The sequence below is a fragment of the Sphingomonas sp. AOB5 genome (assembly GCF_029433115.1).
Taxonomy (GTDB): domain Bacteria; phylum Pseudomonadota; class Alphaproteobacteria; order Sphingomonadales; family Sphingomonadaceae; genus Sphingomonas.
Window position 1 is genome coordinate 14,001 of record NZ_JARNTV010000026.1, and the last position, 18,522, is coordinate 32,522.

Genomic DNA, 18,522 nt, shown 5'->3' on the forward strand with positions numbered 1-18,522 from the left:
CGGGACTGGCCATCCCGGCCCGTCCGCCCCCTAGAACCCGAAGGCGAGAGATGCGCGACCTTCGTGCCGGGAGGATCCGCCGAACGCGCCGTCATATCCGAGTTCGAGAGCGATACCGCCCCGGAGTTCCCATCGGGCAGAGGCACCCGCATAGCCTTCCCAGCGATCGCGGTCGTCGCCCTGCAGGACGACCGGCGTACCGCTGGCGACGAAGGTCACCGGGATCTCGCGACTGCCCAGCGCGCCGAGATAACGGACGCCCGCGCGCAGGCCCGGCTGGAAACTTTGCCGCTCGGCCGATGGCGCCCGCGCCAGATCGAAACCCAGCCGCCCCTCGACCGTATCGACGCCCCGCGCCGCGACCGACAGCCGCAGCGGGCTGGTGCCGTCCTCGCGATAGGCAGCCTGTGTCTGGTGGACCCATGCGCCGGAAAGGTCGGCCGACAGCGTCCAGTTGCCGATCCGTCCGACCGGTGCGGTCAGCCCCGCAAAACCGCCATAGACGGTCGAATCCGTCGATCCGGTGACCGTTTCGGAGAAGCTGTTGAACGAGACATGGCGCCGCGTGGTCTGGTCCTGCGACCCGATCATCACGCCGCCGCGCGCGATCAGCCCGTCATTCCCGTAGCGAAGGTGCAACGCGCCGAAGAGGCTGTCGATATCGCCACCCCCGCCGCCCGAGCGCAGCGTGATGTCGCCGCGTGATCCGCCCCCGGCAATACCCAGCGACAGCCCGCCGGACAGCGGAAAGTCCGCACCACCGGCAAGACCCCAGCTGTTATGGCGGAAGCCGAGCGTCGCGGCACCAGGATCGCGGCTGGCCTGCGATCCGACACCCTGGATCCACAATCGCCCGCGGCCCGGCATCCCATGCCGCTCGGCGGCCATCAGTCCGCCCGCAAAGGCGAGGCCTGCATCGGCCGAACCCAGCACCTGGCTGTCGAAGGTCGAGGGCCGGGCGCTCAGGATCGATGGCGCCATCTGCCCGGTGGTCGTGGTGTAGATCACCGCGAGCGGGATCTGCGCGCCGAGCGTCTCGACGGTGGCGAAGGTGCCGGTGACGCCGCCGGCTGCGCGCAGGAAGGTGCCACCCTGCCCCTCCGCACCGCCCAGCGACACGAAGCGCAGCGTCCCGCCATTGATAGTCGCGCTGCCGGTCACGTCGAGCAGGTCGATCCCGCCATTGGCATCAAACTCGATCTCCAGCACAGCATTCGAGGCATGGGTGTAATTGCCCTGCACCGTCAGCGTCCCGATCGAATTGCCCGGCGCCAGCGTGCCGCTGTTCGAGACGTTGCCGATTGCGCGGCCGGTGCCGCCCAGCGTGCCGCCCGAAGCGACAGTGAAGCTGCCGGTCAGGTTCGAATTGAGCGCGATCCGTCCCGCGTTGATCGTCACGCTGCCCAGCGTGCCGCCGCCGGTCAGGGTCAGCGTACCGGTGCCGCGCTTGATCAGCGCACCGCTGCCGGAAAAGGCGCCGGCATGGGTGGTGTTGGTCGCGACGGTGGCGTCGAGCGTCGCCCCGCCGGCAACCGTGGTGGTGCCGGTGCCGAGCGCCCCCATATTCGCGATGCTCAGTGTCCCCCCGGTCACGCGGGTGCCGCCGCTGTGCGTGTTCGCGCCGGACAGCGACGCGATGCCGCTGGTCTCGATCGCGCCGGTGCCCGACACGGCATTGGTGAAGCTCACCCCGTTCAGGCGCAGCGTGGCGTTGTTGACCACCGCCCCGGTACCCAGCGCGCCGGCATGGTTCAGGACCACGGTTCCCGATATGATGCTGGTGCCGCCGCTATGGCTGTTGGCAGTGTTGAAGGTCATCTGCCCGGTCCCTGCCACCTCCAGCCACCCGCCGCCGGAAATGCCCAGAGTGAAGGTTTCGGGATCGGACGGCGTAAGGCGCAGCGCGGCACCCTGTTCGATCACGATCGCGCCCGTACCCAGCGGCCGTTCGTTCGACACGACCAGCACGCCGTTGATGATGTGGGTCCCGCCGGAATAGGTGTTGATCGCGGTCAGTTCCGCCGTACCGCCGCCGGTAACCTCGACCCCGCCGGAACCGTCGATGGAATTGCGGAACACGATGTTGCCGAGCCGCAGCGTGCCGTTGTTCACCACCCCGCCACTGCCCAGCGCGTCGCCATGGTTGAGGATCAGCAAGCCGCCGCCGGCGATGGTCGTCCCGCCGGTGAAGCCGTTGGCGCGGCCGATCACCAGCCCGTCGCTGCTATGCACCTCCAGCCTTCCGTCGCCGGTGATCTCCCCGCGGATCTGTTGCTGGCCTTGCCCCAGATTGGCGTCGCGCAGCACGCTATCCTGCGCGACGTTTATGGTGGTCGCCGTGCTCCCGAACTGCGACGCGGCAGGGAGCGTCAGCGTGCCGCTGCTCGATACCTCGGCATAGTCGACCCCACTGACCTCTCCCATCGACCAGCTGCCGAACAGCACATAGAGTTCCTCGGCGCCCGAGACCGGCCCGGCGACCGTGCCGCTGCCCGCCATGCGGATCACGTCATTGTTCGCGCCCATGTCGATCGCGCCGATGATCACCGCGCCATTGCTGATATCGAGCAGATCGTTGCCGCCGCCGAGCGAGACCGCAGTCCCACCGGTCGCATCGATCACGCCGCGCACGACGACATATTGAATGCCGTTCCCGCCCAGCACACCGGTGCCGCTCGCGGCGCGGATCGCCGAGTTCGCATCGATTTCGAGATAATTCTCGTTGCCGCTCAGCCGCACACCAGTGCCGCCGCTCAGCGTGTTGATCACCGCGCCGTTGCTCAGCGTAACGCCGGTGTTCGAACCGAACAGCTCGATATAGCCGTTGCCGATATTCACCGTCGACGCGTCGATCGACAGGCTGGAAAAATCGCCGCTGATGTCGATGCCGGTGTCGGTCAGTACCGATCCGTTGCTGACGGTGATCTGGCTGCCCGGCGCACCGGCGTTGAGCGAGAAGATGCCCGCGGTGACGGTCGCATTGTCGATCACGATCGAGATGCCGGTCTCGTTGGTCCCCTGACCATTGCTGACGATCGGACCGCTGATCGTGCCGCCGCACGTCACGGTATCGCCTGCATTTAGATCGTTGAGCGTGCCGGTCCCCGTCACGGTGCAGCTCTGTGCCCAGGCCGAACCCGCCCAGAGCAGGGCCGTGACCGATATCCCCATCCGCATCGTGCGGGCCAGTGTCGTGCGCGCCATTTCATCCTCCCGAACGCTGTACGTGTCGGCGGATTGTCGCGGCTTGGCGGGGCGGGACCCATCCCATGACTTTGGGGGTGGGTGGCGCGACGCCGTCCCGCTATGGTCTGCGCGAGAATTGGGGGACCTGTGCAGTGACCGATCCCGAGGTCAGGATCACCATATTGGAAGACGATCCCGTCATCCGGCGGCATCTGGAGGATGCGGTACGCGGCCAGGCGGGGCTCGTGCTCGCGGCAAGCGCCGGGTCGCTGGCCGATGCCGATGTGCTGATCGATGCGGCGCCCGATGTCGCGCTGGTCGATCTCGGCCTGCCCGATGGCAGCGGGATCGAGTTCATCGCGAGGCTGCAGAAGGCGACGAGCGCCAAGGCGATCGTCATCACCATCTTCCGCGACCGCGACAGCGTGATGCGTTCGCTCGAGGCTGGCGCGGACGGCTATCTGCTCAAGGATTCGACGCCCGATCAGGTCGTCGCCGCGATCCGCGCCGCGCTGGACGGCGGCGCACCGATCAGCCCCGAGGCGGCCCGCCATTTGCTCCAGCGCTTCGAAGCGATGCGCGCGCCGGTGCCCGACGAACGCGCGCTGACCGTTCGCGAAACCGAATTGCTCGAGATTTTCGCGCGCGGGCTGAGCTATCGCGAGGCGGCGCAGGCGCTGGGCATTTCACGCCACACGGTCGGCGATCATGTGAAGTCGATCTACCGCAAGCTGTCGGTCAATTCGCGTTCCGAGGCGGTGTTCGAGGCGACCCAGTCGGGTCTCATTCACCCGCATCGCTGAGCGGCAGATCGAGCCGCACCGCGGTGCCGCCCTTGCCGCCCTCGAACGCCAGCGTCGCACCGATCGTCCTCGCGCGCGCCTGCATGCTCACCACGCCGCGGCCGCCTGCGGGTGTGCCGTCGAACCCCTTGCCGTCGTCGATCACCGCCAGCTTCAACTGCCCATCGACCACCCCGGCTTCGAGCCGCAGCGACTTCGCCCCGGCATGGCGCAGCGCATTGGTCACGGCTTCCTGCAGCACCCGCAAGATCTGCAGCGTAGTGCGCGGTCCCGGCCCGCCGGGCAGGTCGCCGATCGCGGCGGTGAAGGCGATCCCCGCCGCCTCGGCCTGGGCGCGGATGCGATATTCGAACGAGGCGAGTGCGGCGGACAGGCTGTCCTCGGCCGGATCGAGCGAGTCCACGATCAGGCGCAGGTCGGACACACTGTCCTCCAGCGCACGCTCCACCCCATCGGCCTCGATCGCCCGGCCGCGCACCTGCAGGATCAAGCCGACCAGCCGTCCGCCGATCCCGTCATGCATGTCGCGCACGATCCGCTGGCGTTCCTCCAGCAAGGTCTGGCGCTGGGTCATCGCCTCGCGCTGGCGATAGGTCTCGGCCAGTTCGGCTTCGCGCGCGGCGAGCTTTCCGGCGAGTCTTTCGTTGGCGGAAGTCACCGCACGGCGCGCTTCGGTCGCCTGACGCGCCAGCGAGGTGATCATCGCCATGCCCAGCAGCACGCCCGCAATCGGCGCGACATAGAAGGTCAGCGGCAGCCCCGGCGCGAAGGGGATGGTGAGCTTGAACACGCCATCGGCGATGTCGACGATCAGCGCCGTCAGGCACAGCATCACCATCAACCGCTCGCCCCAGCGCTCGCCGCCCGACCGCCCGATCTCGCGCGCCAGCAGCAGCACCGATCCGCCGCACAGCAGGAAGGTCAGCCACAATTCCACCTGCGTCATCATCCGGAACCAGGTGCCCGCATCGGGCCCGATCCGCCCTTCGAGCAACGGCATGCCGAAGCAGGAAAGCTGCGCCGCGATCCAGCCCCGGCCGAGCCAGGCCACCCAGCGATCCGGCGCCCCGGCATCGCGCAGCACATAGCGTGCCGACGCGAAGATGATCGCGAACGACAGGGTCCAGAACACGACCCAGAACACCAGCTTGCTCATCGCAAAGGGCGGCGTGAATGCCAGCGACCAGTCGCGCAGTGCCCACACCAGCAGCAGCACGATCAGCGCGTTGACGCGGCGCCGGTCCTCGGCCGGCCAGTTGACGATCAGGCACAGCAAGGCGGTGAAGACGAGGATCGCAATCGCGGCCAGCGGCAGATCGACATTGAAGAAACCGCCCCAGCCGAACGCGCGCACCAGATCGTCCGCCGGGCCGACATGGAAGACTGGGAAGACGTGCGAATAGCCTTCATTCTCGACCAGCGCGGTGATGCGGTTGCCACCCTTGCGCACCGCGTCCTTCGGCAGAACGTAGAAGACCGATTCCCAGCCCGCCGATCCGGTGAAGCTGTCGAGCGGCACATTGGGCTGGACCACGACGCCGTTGACCCGCACTTCCTGGATCGAACGGCGGACCGCGAGATAGAGGCCGAGTTCTTCCTGCGGATCGGCGACGGTGAACGGGATCTCGAACAGCGCCCGCGCCGATCCTTCGGTAATCGAGACCTTGTAGTTGGGATCGGGCCGGTATGGCGCACGGAACTTGCGCCCGTCCGCCAGCGGATTGCCGGCTTCGTCTAGGATGGTGAACTCGACATAGGGCCGATGCTGCATGCCCGCGGGCAAAGCGGCCTTTTCCGCCAGCCCGAGGAACAGCCAGAAGATCAGCTGCGAAGCCGCGATCGCGGCAAGTGCGCGCAGCCAGACCGCCCTGTTGTCCCTCCCGATCATCCGTCCGCGCATCCTCTGCCCCGGACTAGGCCCGATTCCCGGCCACGCGGCAACCGGATTGACCGGCAATCCCCAATTCATGGGAGGGCGCTGACGGGTTGCGCGGCGCCCGACTGTGGAGGAGGATGTTGCGGAGGGGGCCGATCATTCGATGAACGTCAGCGAAGCCGTCGCCACGCGCCGCTCGATCCGCGCCTTTCTCGACAGGCCGGTCGACATGGGCCTGCTGCGCGACCTGATCGAACGCGCCGGACGCGCGCCTTCGGGCGGCAACCTCCAGCCTTGGCATGTCCATGTCGTCTCGGGCGAGGCGATGGTGCGGCTGAAGGCGATCATGCGCGAGCGGCTGGCCGAAGCGGCGTTCGGCGATCCGCCCGAATACAGCGTCTATCCCCAGCCGCTCGGCGAACCCTATCGCAGCCGCCGCTTCGGCGTGGGTGAGGCGATGTACGAGCCGCTGGGCATCCCGCGCGAGGACAAGGCGGCGCGGCTGCGCTGGTTCGCGGCCAACTGGCAGTTCTTCGGCGCACCGGTCGGCCTGTTCTGCTATGTCCGCCGCGATCACGGGCCGCCGCAATGGGCCGATTGCGGCATGTTCCTCCAGACGCTGATGCTGCTGCTCCGCGAGGCCGGGCTGGACAGTTGCGCGCAGGAAGCGTGGACCGTGCACCACAAGACGATCGGCAAGTTCCTCGACGCGCCGGAAGATCAGATGCTGTTCACCGGCATGGCGATCGGCTGGCGCGATTCCGACGCGCCGGTGAACGGTTTCGAGGTACCGCGCGCTCCGCTGGAGGAATGGGCGAGCTTCCGCGACTAGCTGCGGAGGATCTTCTCCATCGGCCGGCCCTTGGCCAGTTCGTCGATCAACTTGTCGAGATAGCGGACCTCTAGCATCAGCGGATCCTCGATCTCGGCGATCTTCACCCCGCAGATCGTGCCGGTGATCAGCGACCGTGCCGGGTTCAACGCCGGCGCGTTCGCGAAGAAATCCTCAAAGTTCGTCTTTGCCGCCAGTCCGGCGTCGAGCGCAGCCTGATCATAGCCGGTCAGCCAGCGGATGACCTCGTCCACCTCCGACTTGGTCCGGCCCTTCTTCTCCGCCTTGGTCAGATAATGCGGATACACGCTCGCGACGCTCATCGAATAGATGCGGTGCTTCGTCATGAGGCCCGCGATAGCGCATCCGGCCGCCATGGTCGAACATGACGAACATCGCCTACAGAAAGGCAGCTACCTAAGAATTAGTTAGTCACTTGAGTAATTCGTGAACGACGTTGATCGAGACAGGCCGCGCTGATACCGATGATTCGAAATCGAACGGGAGCAGGACCATGGCAGCACCTACCGCCTATATCGTCGACGCCGTACGCACGGCAGGAGGGCGGCGCGGCGGCAAGCTGGCCGGGTGGCATCCCGCCGACATGGCAGGCGCGGTGCTGGACTCGATCGTCGAACGCACCGGCATCGATCCGGCGGCGATCGACGATGTGGTGATGGGTTGCGTGATGCAGGGCGGCGAGCAGGCGCTGCATATCGGCCGCAACGCCGTGCTGGCGTCGAAATTGCCCGAAAGCGTGCCCGCGGTGACGATCGACCGGCAATGCGGTTCCTCGCAACAGGCGATGCAGTTCGCGGCACAGGCGGTGATGAGCGGCACGCAGGATATTGTGATCGCGGCAGGCGTAGAGAGCATGACCCGCGTGCCGATGGGATCGACCGCAATGCTCTACGCACAGGCCGGCATGGGCCTGCCCAAATCGCCGCGTCAGGAGGCGCGCTATCCCGGCGTGCAGTTCAGCCAGTTCATGGGCGCGGAGATGATCGCGCGGAAGCATGGGTTCAACCGCGACATGCTCGACGCCTATGCGCTGGAAAGCCATCGCCGCGGCGCTGCGGCGACCGAACGGGGCGATTTCGCGGGCGAGATCGTCGCGCTGGAAGTCGAGACGCCCGAAGGCACGGTGCTGCATTCGATCGACGAGGGCATCCGCTTCGACGCGACGATGGAGAGCATCGGATCGGTCAAGCTGCTCAGCCCCGAAGGCATGATCAGCGCGGCCAACGCCAGCCAGATCTGCGACGGATCGTCCGCGGTGATGATCGTCTCCGAAGCGGCGCTGAAGGAACATGGCCTGACCCCGATCGGGCGCATCCACAATCTGACCGTGACCGCGGGCGATCCGGTGATCATGCTCGAGGAACCCCTGTTCGCGACCGACCGGGCGCTGAAGCGTGCGGGCATGCGGATCGAGGATATCGACCTGTACGAAGTCAACGAAGCCTTCGCACCGGTGCCGATGGCGTGGCTGAAGCATGTCGGTGGCGATCCGGAGAAGCTGAACGTCAATGGCGGCGCGATTGCGCTCGGCCATCCGCTAGGCGCATCGGGCACCAAGCTGATGGCGACCTTGATCCACGCACTAGGCAAGCGCGGCAAGAAATACGGACTGCAGACGATGTGTGAAGGCGGCGGGATCGCCAACGTGACCATCGTGGAGCGGCTTTGATTTGATCGCCTGACGGCGACAGGCGGCACCAGCCCGCTCCCCCACCCGGCCTCCCACAGAATATGCTGGATGGGAGGCAGGGTGGGGGAGCGGGACGGCACCGCGAAACCAGAAAAGGAGAGGGTTATGAAGCTCGATTCAAGCGTAGCCGCGGTCGTCACCGGCGGCGCATCGGGACTGGGGGCCGCGACCGCGCGCGCGCTGGCGGCGAAGGGCGTGAAGGTCGCAATCTTCGATCTTCAGGAAGAGAAGGGCAAGGCGCTGGCGGCCGAGATCGGCGGCGTGTTCTGCGAAGTGAACGTGACTTCGGACGAGAGCGTCGATGCCGGTTTCGCCAAGGCGCGCGAGGCGCATGGGCAGGAGCGCATCCTGGTCAATTGCGCCGGAACCGGCAACGCGGTGAAGACCGCCAGCCGCGCCAAGGAAGACGGCAGCATCCGCCATTTCCCGCTGGCTGCGTTCGACTGGGTCATCCAGATCAACCTGGTCGGCACCTTCCGCTGCATCGCCAAATCGGCGGCGGGCATGCTGACGCTCGACCCGATGGAGGATGGCGAGCGCGGGGCGATCGTCAACACCGCGAGCGTCGCCGCCGAGGACGGGCAGATCGGCCAGGCGGCCTATTCGGCTTCGAAGGGCGGCGTGGTGGGCATGACTCTGCCGATCGCGCGCGATCTGATGGGCGAGGCGATCCGGGTGAACACGATCCTGCCGGGCATTTTCGATACGCCGTTGCTGGGCGCCGCGCCGCAGAATGTGCGCGATGCGCTGGCCGCATCGGTCCCCTTCCCCAAGCGGCTGGGCCAACCCGACGAATATGCCAAGCTGGCGCTGTGCATGATCGAGAATGGCTATTTCAACGGCGAGGATGTGCGGCTGGACGGCGCGATCCGCATGGCGCCGCGCTAAGCCGAGGCGGTTTCCCGGCGAGGTTCAAACGATCCGCTCCAGGATCGCCGGTCCCCAGAATTTGGTGGTGAAGGTCCAGGTCGCCAGCGCCACCAGCACGGCGGCGGCGGCCAGCACCAATGCGCCGCCGGCCCTGACCGGCACCGAGACGCTTTCGCCGCGCGAGCGGATGAAGGCTTCGGCCACGAGCAGGTTCGGCACGAAGAAGAAGAACACCATCACCATATCGAACCAGCCGCGGAAATCGCTGGCATGGCCCCAGGTGCCGAACATCAGGAACCAGAAGCCGTACTGCATCCGGTAAAGCCAGGATCCGATCGCCAGCGCGAACAGGCGGATCGCCCAGCCGCGGTGCCGATCGAGCCGCCGGGCGATGGCGTGGCGCAGCGTCTGCGCCGCCGCGAGCATCATCAGCGCGCCGTAAAGGCCGAAGCCGAGATCCATCACCCAGCCGCCGGTGGTGCCGCGGGCAAGGATATAGAAGGTACCGCCCGCGCCGGTGACGAAGGCGGCGATGGTGTAGCTCCACCCGATCCAGCGATGGACACGCGGCCAGCGATTGCGGACGCCCGCGATCAACTGGACCGGCCCCAGCAGGAGCAGCACCGCGCCGAGCAGGAAATGCACGCCGATCCCGATATTCGCGGCCAGCGATCCCGCGACATAGAGGTGCGGCAGCGTGCTGTTCCACGCCCCGGCATCGCCGTTCGCCAGCGAACCCATATAATGGGCGATGATATAGGCGCCGAAGATCGCCGAGCTGAGCCAGACGATCGCCACCAGCGCGATCGCGGACCAGCGATAGACAGGGTCGAGCCATGCGGCGGGCACCGGTCCGGTTTCGATTTTTCGCGCCACGCTCAACGTTCCGGCACCATCAGCACGCTGCGCATCAGCATATCGGTGACGTGTCCGGCATAGCCACGGCGCAATGCATCATCGATCTCATCGATGCCGAAGGCATAGTGGAGCGAGTGGCGCGCCACGAACAGATGCTCGCACGCGCCGATCAGCGAGAAGTGGAAGAACATCGGATCGACCGGCCGGAAGACGCCCTCCGCAACGCCCTGTTCGAGGATAGCCCGTTGCGCCGCCGCCAGCGGCCGGGTGAATCGTTCGGAGAGGAACCGCGCCGTTTCGGAATCGGCGTCGATCGCGAGGGCCGCCGCCAGCCGGTTCATATAGGGGAAGCGGAAATAGACCTTGATGATGCCATGCACATGGTGCCGCAGCTTCTGTGCCGCACCCATGTCCGCGCGGATCAGCTGTTCCAGCTCGTCGAACGTGCCGCCCGCATCGCGTTCGAGCAGGGCCATGAACATCCCGTTCTTGCTGCCGAAATGATAGCGGATCAGCGCGGCATTCACGCCCGATTTCGCGGCAATGTCGCTGAAGCTGATATCGACCGAATTGCGATCGATCATCAGCGCGCTGGTCGCGTCGAGGAGCCGGTCCGCCGTGCCTGCCACGCTATGCCCCCCCTTTCGCTGCCGTCGCCGTAGCACCGGACGTAGATGTAGTTGTTTGCTTAAACAAGGTGGCGTGACACGCCTCGCCTCTCACGCATTTTCGCGCGGGACCCGCCGATCCGAAGCGTGTATAGCCACCTTGCACGGCTGAAACATCGTTCCATTGACAAAATATCGTTCCATATATAGATCGCGCCTCGCGGTGGGCAGCCGGGCCACCAGTTTGGGATCGAGCGACCAGTTTTGGGATTAAGGGCGTGACCGGCACCTCAGCACCTCCGCAAGACCTGCTGCCGGCGCTGCGTGCGATCGTCGGGACGCGCCACCTCCTCACCGATTCCGGCAAGACACGGCGCTATCGCCTCGGCTTCCGCACCGGCGGGGGCGATGCCCTCGCGGTGGTGCGGCCGGGCACGTTGGTCGAACTGTGGCAGGTGCTGGAAGTCTGTGTCCGCGCCGATGTCGCGATCATCGCGCAGGCCGCCAATACCGGGCTGACCGGCGGATCGACCCCGGCGCCCGAGGGCTATGACCGGCCGGTCGTGATCATCGCGATGATGCGGCTGCGCGGCAATTTCGCGATCAACGGCAGCCGTCAGGTCGTATGCCTCCCCGGATCGACGCTGCACGAGCTGGAACAGATGCTGCGCCCGCTGGGCCGCGAGCCGCATTCGGTGATCGGATCGTCCTGCTTCGGCGCGTCGGTGATCGGCGGCGTGTGCAACAATTCCGGCGGCGCACTGGTGCAGCGCGGCCCGGCCTATACCGAATATGCGCTCTTTGCCCGCTCGACCGACGAGGGCGGGATCGCCTTGGTCAATCATCTCGGCATCGATCTGGGCGCGGATCCGGTCGAGATGCTGCGCCGGTTGGAGAGCGGCGACTTCGTTCGCACCGCCGCGAGCGACGCCCATGCCAGCGATGGCCGCTATGCCGCCCATGTCCGCGACGTGGATGCGGACAGCCCGGCGCGCTACAATGCCGATCCGCGCTGCCTGCACGAGGCATCGGGCTCGGCGGGCAAGCTGATGGTGTTCGCGGTGCGGCTCGACACCTTCGCGCGCGAGACGGCGACGCGGACCTTCTATCTCGGCTGCAACGATCCCGCGCCGCTGGCCGAGCTGCGCCGCACGATCCTGAGCGACTGCGAACAGCTTCCGATCGCGGCGGAGTATCTCCATGCCGAGGCATTCGATCTGGCCGAGCGATATGGCAAGGACCAGTTCCTGCTGATCGACTGGCTGGGCACCGACCGGCTGCCGCGCTTCTTCGACCTGAAGAGCCGGATCGACGGTGCGCTGGCGCGCGTGCCGCTGCTCCCCGCCAACCTGATCGACCGCGCGCTCTATGCCGTCAGCAGGCTGTGGCCGAACCATCTGCCCAGGCGGCTGCGCGAATGGCGCGCGCGCTTTCCGCACCATCTGATCCTCAAGGTCCCGGCCGGTGCCGCGGACGAGATGCTCGCGCTGCTGGGCCGCTGGACGGAAAGCGGCGGCGACTGGTTCGAATGCAGCGACGAGGAAGCGCGCAAGGCCTTCCTCCATCGCTTCGTCATCGCCGGGGCTGCGGTGCGCTATCATGCGGTCCACCCGCGCGATGTCGCGGGGATCGTCGCGCTCGACATCGCGCTGCGCCGCAACGATCGCGACTGGTTCGAGACATTGCCCCCGGAGATCGACCGGCAGATCGTCCATCGCATCTATTACGGCCATTTCCTGTGCCATGTGCTGCATCAGGATTATGTCGTGGCGGCGGGCGCGGATTGCGGTGCGATCAAGGATGCGATGCTGGCGCTGCTCGACAAACGCGGCGCGCGCTATCCGGCCGAGCATAATTTCGGCCATCTCTACAAGGCGCCGCCCGAACTGCTCGCCTTCCATGCCGGGCTGGACCCCGCCAACCGGTTCAACCCCGGTATCGGCGGCGCATCCCGCCTGAAGAATCACCGAACCCAAGTCACAGGAGAGAAAGCATGAAATTGTGCCGTTACGGCAAGGCAGGCGCCGAGAAGCCCGGCGTGATCGACGCGGAAGGCAGGTTGCGCGACCTGTCCGGTGTGATCGCCGATCTCGGCCCCGATGAGCTCTCGCCCGGGCGCCTTGCCGCGCTGGCCGCGCTTGACCTGTCCACGCTGCGTGTGGTCGAAAGCCCCGAGCGGTTCGGCCCGCCGGTCACCGGCACGCGCCAGTTCATCGCCGTCGGGCTGAACTATTCGGACCATGCCGCCGAAGCCGGCATGCCGGTGCCCGCCGAGCCGATCCTGTTCACCAAGGCGGTGAGCTGCATCCAGGGGCCGAACGACGTGGTCGAGATCCCGCCGGGATCGGTCAAGACCGACTGGGAGGTCGAGCTGGGCGTGGTGATCGGATCGACCGCATGGCAGGTGTCCGAAGCCGATGCGCTCAGCCATGTCGCCGGATATTGCACGATCAACGATCTGTCCGAGCGCGAGTATCAGCTCGAGCGCGGCGGCACGTGGGACAAGGGCAAGGGCTGCCCCACCTTCGGTCCGATCGGACCGTGGCTGGTGACCGGCGACGAGGTCGGCGATCCGCAGGCGCTGTCGATGTGGCTCGACGTCAACGGCAAGCGCGTCCAGACCGGCAGCACCGCGACGATGATCTTCGGGGTGGCGACGTTGGTCTCCTACATCTCGCGCTTCATGCGGCTGCTGCCCGGCGACATCATCACCACCGGCACCCCGCCGGGCGTCGGCATGGGTCAGAAGCCCGAGCCGCGGTTCCTCAAGCCCGGCGACGTGATGACGCTGGGGATCGAGAAGCTGGGCGACCAGCGGCAGGACGTGGTCGGCTGATCCCGCCGCGCGAAGCGGGAGCGATCAGAGCTTTTCGGAGATCGCTTCCGCCCGCGCGCAGATCAGCGCCGAGGCTTCGCTCTGCGAGACCGGGACGCCGCTGCGGTTCATATAGGGGATGGTGAGCGCGGCCACCGCGACGCCGTTATGGATGATCGGCGCCGAGATATCGGTGACGCCGGGCACCACCGAGCTGTCGATCGCGGCATAGCCCGCGGCGGCGATGCCTTCGAGCTTCTGGGTCAGCTCCGCCCGCGCCTTCTTCGTCAGGTCGGCGCCATATTCCTCGACCCAGCGCGTGCGCACCGAGCCGAGCTGGAAGGCGGTGAGCACCAGCCCCGAAGTCGCGGCCAGGATCGGGCGGCGATGGCCGATGCGCACCACCAGTCCCAGATCGGCCGGGGGGTCGATCCGCGCGATCACCACCATATATTCCTCGGACGGCACCACGAGGTGGCAGGATTGCTGCGTCTCGTCCGACAGTTCGTGCATCACCACCAGCGCGATATCGAGCAGGCGCTTGAGCGGCGGCCGTTCCATGCCGAGCAGGAACAGGTGGTTGGTCAGCTGGTAATAGTCGGTGCCCGGCGGGCGCTCCAGATATTGCCGCCGCTCCAGCACCTGAAGCATGCGGAAGATCTCGTTCTTCGACCGGCCGACCGCCGCGGATATTTCGGACAGGCCCATCGGCCGCGTCACGGTCGCAAGCAATTCGAGGATATCGAGGCCCTTTTCCAGCGCAGGCGCATGATAGACGACAGTCTTCTGCGCAGACTTCTCTCTCGGCATCCCCTAATTCTCTCGCTTGTCCGTTGGTTTGCGCCGATCTCGCGCTCCACCAACACCTAGGCGACTTGCGGCCGTAAGGGCAATCACTTCGATGTCATTCTCCGGAGAGGCGATAGACGCGCTCGGCGTTTCGCCAGAAGAAACGCTCGCGGTCCGCCTCGCTCCAGTTCGCCGCCAGCGCCTGCGCCAGCTTGAACCAGACCATATAGCCGCCCGCGACTTCGCTGACCGGCCAGTCGCTGCCGAACAGGATCCGCTCCGGCCCGAAGGCCTCGGCGGAAGCGCGCGCGTACCAGAGGATCTCGTCGGGGACCCAGTTTTCCCAATCGGCTTCGGTCAGCAGGCCGGAGATCTTGCACACCACATTGGGCAAAGCCGCCAGTTCGCGCATGCCGGTGAGCCAGGGTTCGCGCAGCCCCGCGGCGATGCCGGGCTTGGCGCAGTGATCCAGCACGAACTGCCCCTCGGGACAGGCGCGGACCAGCTCGATCGTCTCGCCGATCTGGTGATGCTTCAGGCACAGTTCGAAATGCAGGCCGCGAGCATGCACCGCGCGCACCCCCGCGACGAACCGGTCCGCCACCGCGAAGCCGGCGGGCTTGTCCTGGATATTGTCGCGAATGCCGCACACCAGCGGCATTGCCGCGAGCCGGGCGAGGGTCGCTTCCCATTCGTCGTCGAGGAACGAGACCCGCGCGACGATGCCCTGGATACGCGGATCGGCCTGCGCCAGACCCGCGACCCATTCGGCCTCGGCCACCGAGCAGCGGGCATGCGCATCGCATTCGACGAACACCATCCGCCGGACCGGCACTTCGGCGGAAACCCGCTGATAGTCGGCCAGGTGAAAGCTCCGGTCGAACGGCGATCCCTTCTCGATCCACGGATAGTGAAGGGTATCGACGTCCCAGAAGTGCGCGTGCGTATCGATGACGTGCATGCCTGCCCGCTTCCCCTCCCTACAGGTTGTTGGCCACAACCTTGTTCGCGCCGGTCGCGCCGTTCTGAAGCCCGCCGGCCAGATTGCGGCGAACCTCGTTGGCGACGATCATGTAGTTATCGGACGCGCCCGGGGCGATATAGATTCCATAGGCCTGCGAATTGGCGAAGCCGTCCGCCTGGCCGATCATGTTGCCCATGATCTGGAAATCGCTGACGCCGGGCGAGACGTTGATGCCGTAATGCCGCCGCGGCGCGCCGCGCGAATTGCCGGTGATCGTCGAATCCTTGATCGTCAGGTTGCGCGCGCCCGGTTCGACCAGAATGCCGTCGCCGCCATTGTTGTAGATGCGCGAGTCGGTGATGCTCAGCCCGTCGACATTCTTGACGATGACGCCGTGCAGTGCCGCGGTCGCCGACCAGCTGTTGGTCAGCCGCATCGACTGGGCCGACTGGAAGTTCCAACCCACGCCGTTCAGCGTGTCGGCCAGGCAATTGGTGAAGAAGCCGAAATTGGGCGGCACCTTGTTCTGGGTATTCTGGAACAGGAAGCCGGTATGGCCGCCGGTGATGTTGACGTTGATCGCATAGATGCCGCCGACGCCGGTATCGAACACCGCCCCGACCGAGCTGGTGCTGTCGTCATACTGATTGATCTCGACGTCGGAGAGGAACACGTCGCCCACTTCGGTGAAGTAGAGGCTCTCGCGGCTGGCATAGGTGATCACGCTGTCCTGCACGAACACCTGATTGCCGTCGTTCACCCAGATGCCGGTGCCCATATAGGCATTGGTCGCGGCGCGGCCGATGTTGAGCTGCTGGAAATAGGTGCGCCAGCAATTGTTGCACAGGATGCCGAAGCCCTTGGGGTTGGGCGTTGAGAAGAACATCTCCAGATCGCGGATCTGGATCCGGTCGATCGGATGGCCGTCGTTCGAGATGTTGAAGATGTGCGCGGTGCCGTTGGTCTGGACCAAGGTCGTCGTCGAACTGCTGGTGCCATAGATGGTGGTATGGTTGTTGGCGATGCGCAGCTGGCCGCTCAGGCGATAGACGCCGGCCGGGATATAGACCGCCTGCCCGCTGTGCGCGGCGCGGCTGATACAGGCCTGGATCTTGTCGGTATCGTCGGAACCGCCATCGCCCTTGGCGCCGCAATCGGTCTGGACGTTCAGGTCACGCGGCGCAGCAATGGCAGGCGTCACGCTCAGCAGTAACGCACCCAGGCCGGCAAAGATGGTCCGTATCATGGCAATCCCCTCTCTTGTCGTTGCTTGTGGTCGGATCAGATCGACCAGCCGCCATCGGCCATCACGGCCTGACCGGTCATGAAGGCGGATTCGTCGGCGGCGAGGTACAGCGCCAGCGCCGCAATCTCCTCGGGCTGGCCGAGCCGCCCCATCGGCTGGCGCGCCCTGAACGCGGCCAGCGCCGCTTCGAAATCGCCGGTCTCGCGCAGCCGCTCGTGGAGCGACGGCGTCTCGATGGTGCCGGGGCAGATCGCGTTGCAGCGGATGCCGCGCGTGACGTAATCGACCGCGACCGACTTGGTCAGTCCGACCACCGCCGCCTTGGACATGCCATAGGCGAAGCGATTGGGTGCCGCCTTGGGCGCGCCGACAATCGAGGCCATGTTGACGATCGATCCGCCGCCACGATCCAGCATGCCCGGTAGGAAGGCGCGGATGGTGCGGAACATCGCGGTCACGTTGACGTCGAGCGCGAGCGACCAGTCGGCGTCCGAGCAATCGAGCACCGTGCCCGCGGTGACCACGCCAGCGCAGTTGAACAGCACGTCTACCCCGCCGATCCGGTCGCGCAGCGCTTCGATAGCCGCAGTATCGGTCACGTCGAGCGCAGCGGCCTCACAACCAACGATGCCTTCCAGCACCGCCGCATTGCGGTCGGTCGCCCAGACGGTCGCGCCTTCGGCGGCGAACAGTTCGGCGGCGGTGCGGCCGATGCCCTGCCCTGCGCCGGTGACGATGGCAGTCTTGCCCGCGAGCCGTCCCATCAGCGGCCTCCCGGATGGCAGGAGGGGCCGACCGCATCGATCGACTTGTAGTTCAGGATGAACTCGCGATGCCCCAGCGCTTCGGACTTGCTGTGCTCGCCGCGCGCGATGGCCAGCACCAGCTCGAACAGCTCGTCGCCGACATCGTCGAGCGTGGCTTCGCCCAGCATGATCCGGCCGGCATCCACGTCCATATCCTCGTGCATCCGCGCATAGGTTTCGGGATTGCCGGTGATCTTGATGACCGGCGCGATCACCGATCCGACGACCGAGCCGCGCCCGGTGGTGAACAGGGTCAGGTGCGCGCCGCACGAGATCAGTTCGACGATCTCGGCATTGTCGGCGATGTTGGGGAAGCCGAAGCGCGGTGCTTCCGCCGGCACCACGTCGAGCAGATAGAGGCCCGGCCGGTCGGGCTGTTCGGCCGGGCGGATCACGCCGTCGATGGGTCGGCTGCCCGACTTCACATAGGCGCCCGCCGACTTCTCCTCGAGCGTCGACAGGCCACCCTCGGCATTGCCGGGGGAGAAGCTGCCATAGCCCATGGCGCGGTAATAGCTTTCGGCATTGGCGATCGAGACGTTGATCGCCTCGGCCACGTCGGGCGTCGCGGCGCGGACGCTCATCGCGCCTTCGCAGCCGATCATCTCGCCGGTCTCCTCGAAGATGCAGGTCGCCCCCGCATCGATCAGCCGGTCGAACGCGCGGCCGACCGCGGGATTGGCGGCGATCCCGCTGGTGCCGTCCGATCCGCCGCAGATGGTGCCGATGGACAGGTCGGCCATGGTCATCGGCACGCGGACCTCGATCTCGCGCATGATCGACTGGACGCGTCGTACCGCCTCCAGCGCCACGTCGATCCCCGAGCGGGTGCCGCCGACTTCCTGGATGACGATGGTCTCGACCGGGCGTCCGCTGTTCGCGATGAAGGTCGCGAGGCCCTCGCGGTCGAACCCCTCGCAACCCAGCGACACCAGCACCGCGCCGCCCACATTGGGGTGCGTCGTCAGCGCCTTCATCATCCGCAGCGAATAATCGTTGGGATAGCAGCCCGGAAAGCCGAGCAGATGCACATCGGGATCGTCGGCGCGATCGACCACCCGCCGCGCGACATGATGCGCGCACTCGACGAGATAGACGACGGCAACCACGTTGCGGATGCCCTTGCGGCCGTCGGTGCGGAGATACCCGTCGGCGATA

The 18,522-nt window shown here is 66.4% G+C and carries 16 protein-coding genes; 6 read left to right on the forward strand and 10 right to left on the reverse strand.

All coding sequences use genetic code 11. The features are described 5' to 3' along the window. Positions 1-30: 30 nt before the first annotated feature. Complete coding sequence (locus tag P1X14_RS12610) at positions 31-3,204, reverse strand: autotransporter domain-containing protein (RefSeq protein ID WP_277315727.1); 3,174 nt, start codon at positions 3,202-3,204, stop codon at positions 31-33. Positions 3,205-3,269: 65 nt separating this feature from the next. Between P1X14_RS12610 and P1X14_RS12615 the strand changes: the two genes are divergently transcribed. After that, positions 3,270-3,989: a response regulator transcription factor gene (locus P1X14_RS12615; RefSeq protein ID WP_277315728.1), complete on the forward strand. Its 720-nt coding sequence runs from the start codon at positions 3,270-3,272 to the stop codon at positions 3,987-3,989. On the opposite strand, the gene P1X14_RS12620 is transcribed toward P1X14_RS12615, so the two are convergent. Further along, complete coding sequence (locus P1X14_RS12620; RefSeq protein ID WP_277315729.1) at positions 3,970-5,877, reverse strand: ATP-binding protein; 1,908 nt, start codon at positions 5,875-5,877, stop codon at positions 3,970-3,972. The two genes, P1X14_RS12615 and P1X14_RS12620, sit on opposite strands and share 20 nt — an antisense overlap. A 151-nt stretch (positions 5,878-6,028) precedes the next feature. On the opposite strand from P1X14_RS12620, the gene P1X14_RS12625 reads away from it, so the two are divergent. After that, a complete protein-coding gene (locus tag P1X14_RS12625; protein WP_277315730.1) occupies positions 6,029-6,697 on the forward strand; it encodes a nitroreductase in 669 nt (222 codons plus the stop codon). Here P1X14_RS12625 and P1X14_RS12630 read toward each other — a convergent pair. Then, positions 6,694-7,044, reverse strand: a complete 351-nt coding sequence (locus P1X14_RS12630) for a DUF2200 domain-containing protein (RefSeq protein ID WP_277315731.1) — start codon at positions 7,042-7,044, stop codon at positions 6,694-6,696. The two genes, P1X14_RS12625 and P1X14_RS12630, sit on opposite strands and share 4 nt — an antisense overlap. 167 nt (positions 7,045-7,211) lie before the next feature. Here P1X14_RS12630 and P1X14_RS12635 point away from each other — a divergent pair, with 167 nt between their 5' ends. Together P1X14_RS12635 and P1X14_RS12640 are read left to right on the forward strand one after the other, a co-directional pair. Further along, positions 7,212-8,387 carry an acetyl-CoA C-acetyltransferase gene (locus P1X14_RS12635; RefSeq protein ID WP_277315732.1) on the forward strand — a complete coding sequence of 392 codons (1,176 nt, stop codon included), beginning with the start codon at positions 7,212-7,214 and terminating at the stop codon, positions 8,385-8,387. Positions 8,388-8,513: 126 nt separating this feature from the next. Further along, the gene (locus tag P1X14_RS12640; protein ID WP_277315733.1) at positions 8,514-9,296 is read left to right on the forward strand and encodes an SDR family NAD(P)-dependent oxidoreductase; all 783 of its coding nucleotides are present in this window, start codon (positions 8,514-8,516) and stop codon (positions 9,294-9,296) included. A gap of 24 nt (positions 9,297-9,320) precedes the next feature. On the opposite strand, the gene P1X14_RS12645 is transcribed toward P1X14_RS12640, so the two are convergent. Together P1X14_RS12645 and P1X14_RS12650 are read right to left on the reverse strand one after the other, a co-directional pair. Further along, the gene (locus tag P1X14_RS12645) at positions 9,321-10,154 is read right to left on the reverse strand and encodes a DUF2306 domain-containing protein (protein WP_277315734.1); all 834 of its coding nucleotides are present in this window, start codon (positions 10,152-10,154) and stop codon (positions 9,321-9,323) included. 2 nt (positions 10,155-10,156) lie between these two features. Next, the gene (locus tag P1X14_RS12650; RefSeq protein ID WP_277315735.1) at positions 10,157-10,765 is read right to left on the reverse strand and encodes a TetR family transcriptional regulator; all 609 of its coding nucleotides are present in this window, start codon (positions 10,763-10,765) and stop codon (positions 10,157-10,159) included. 257 nt (positions 10,766-11,022) lie between these two features. On the opposite strand from P1X14_RS12650, the gene dld reads away from it, so the two are divergent. Together dld and P1X14_RS12660 are read left to right on the forward strand one after the other, a co-directional pair. Further along, on the forward strand, positions 11,023-12,741 hold the full coding sequence (gene dld / locus P1X14_RS12655) for a D-lactate dehydrogenase (RefSeq protein WP_277315736.1): 1,719 nt from the start codon (positions 11,023-11,025) through the stop codon (positions 12,739-12,741). After that, positions 12,738-13,580, forward strand: coding sequence for a fumarylacetoacetate hydrolase family protein (locus tag P1X14_RS12660; protein ID WP_277315737.1), 843 nt, complete (start codon positions 12,738-12,740; stop codon positions 13,578-13,580). Before dld ends, P1X14_RS12660 begins: the two co-directional genes overlap by 4 nt. A gap of 24 nt (positions 13,581-13,604) precedes the next feature. On the opposite strand, the gene P1X14_RS12665 is transcribed toward P1X14_RS12660, so the two are convergent. From P1X14_RS12665 to P1X14_RS12685, 5 genes are all read right to left on the reverse strand, one after another. After that, a complete protein-coding gene (locus P1X14_RS12665; protein WP_277315738.1) occupies positions 13,605-14,369 on the reverse strand; it encodes a helix-turn-helix domain-containing protein in 765 nt (254 codons plus the stop codon). A gap of 94 nt (positions 14,370-14,463) precedes the next feature. Next, a complete protein-coding gene (locus P1X14_RS12670) occupies positions 14,464-15,309 on the reverse strand; it encodes an amidohydrolase family protein (RefSeq protein WP_277315739.1) in 846 nt (281 codons plus the stop codon). Between the two features lie 19 nt (positions 15,310-15,328). Next, complete coding sequence (locus tag P1X14_RS12675) at positions 15,329-16,558, reverse strand: right-handed parallel beta-helix repeat-containing protein (protein ID WP_277315740.1); 1,230 nt, start codon at positions 16,556-16,558, stop codon at positions 15,329-15,331. Between the two features lie 35 nt (positions 16,559-16,593). Continuing rightward, positions 16,594-17,322, reverse strand: a complete 729-nt coding sequence (locus tag P1X14_RS12680; protein ID WP_277315741.1) for an SDR family oxidoreductase — start codon at positions 17,320-17,322, stop codon at positions 16,594-16,596. Next, a complete protein-coding gene (locus tag P1X14_RS12685) occupies positions 17,322-18,521 on the reverse strand; it encodes a UxaA family hydrolase (RefSeq protein WP_277315760.1) in 1,200 nt (399 codons plus the stop codon). The genes P1X14_RS12680 and P1X14_RS12685 overlap by 1 nt, the downstream gene beginning before the upstream one ends. Position 18,522: the final 1 nt, after the last annotated feature.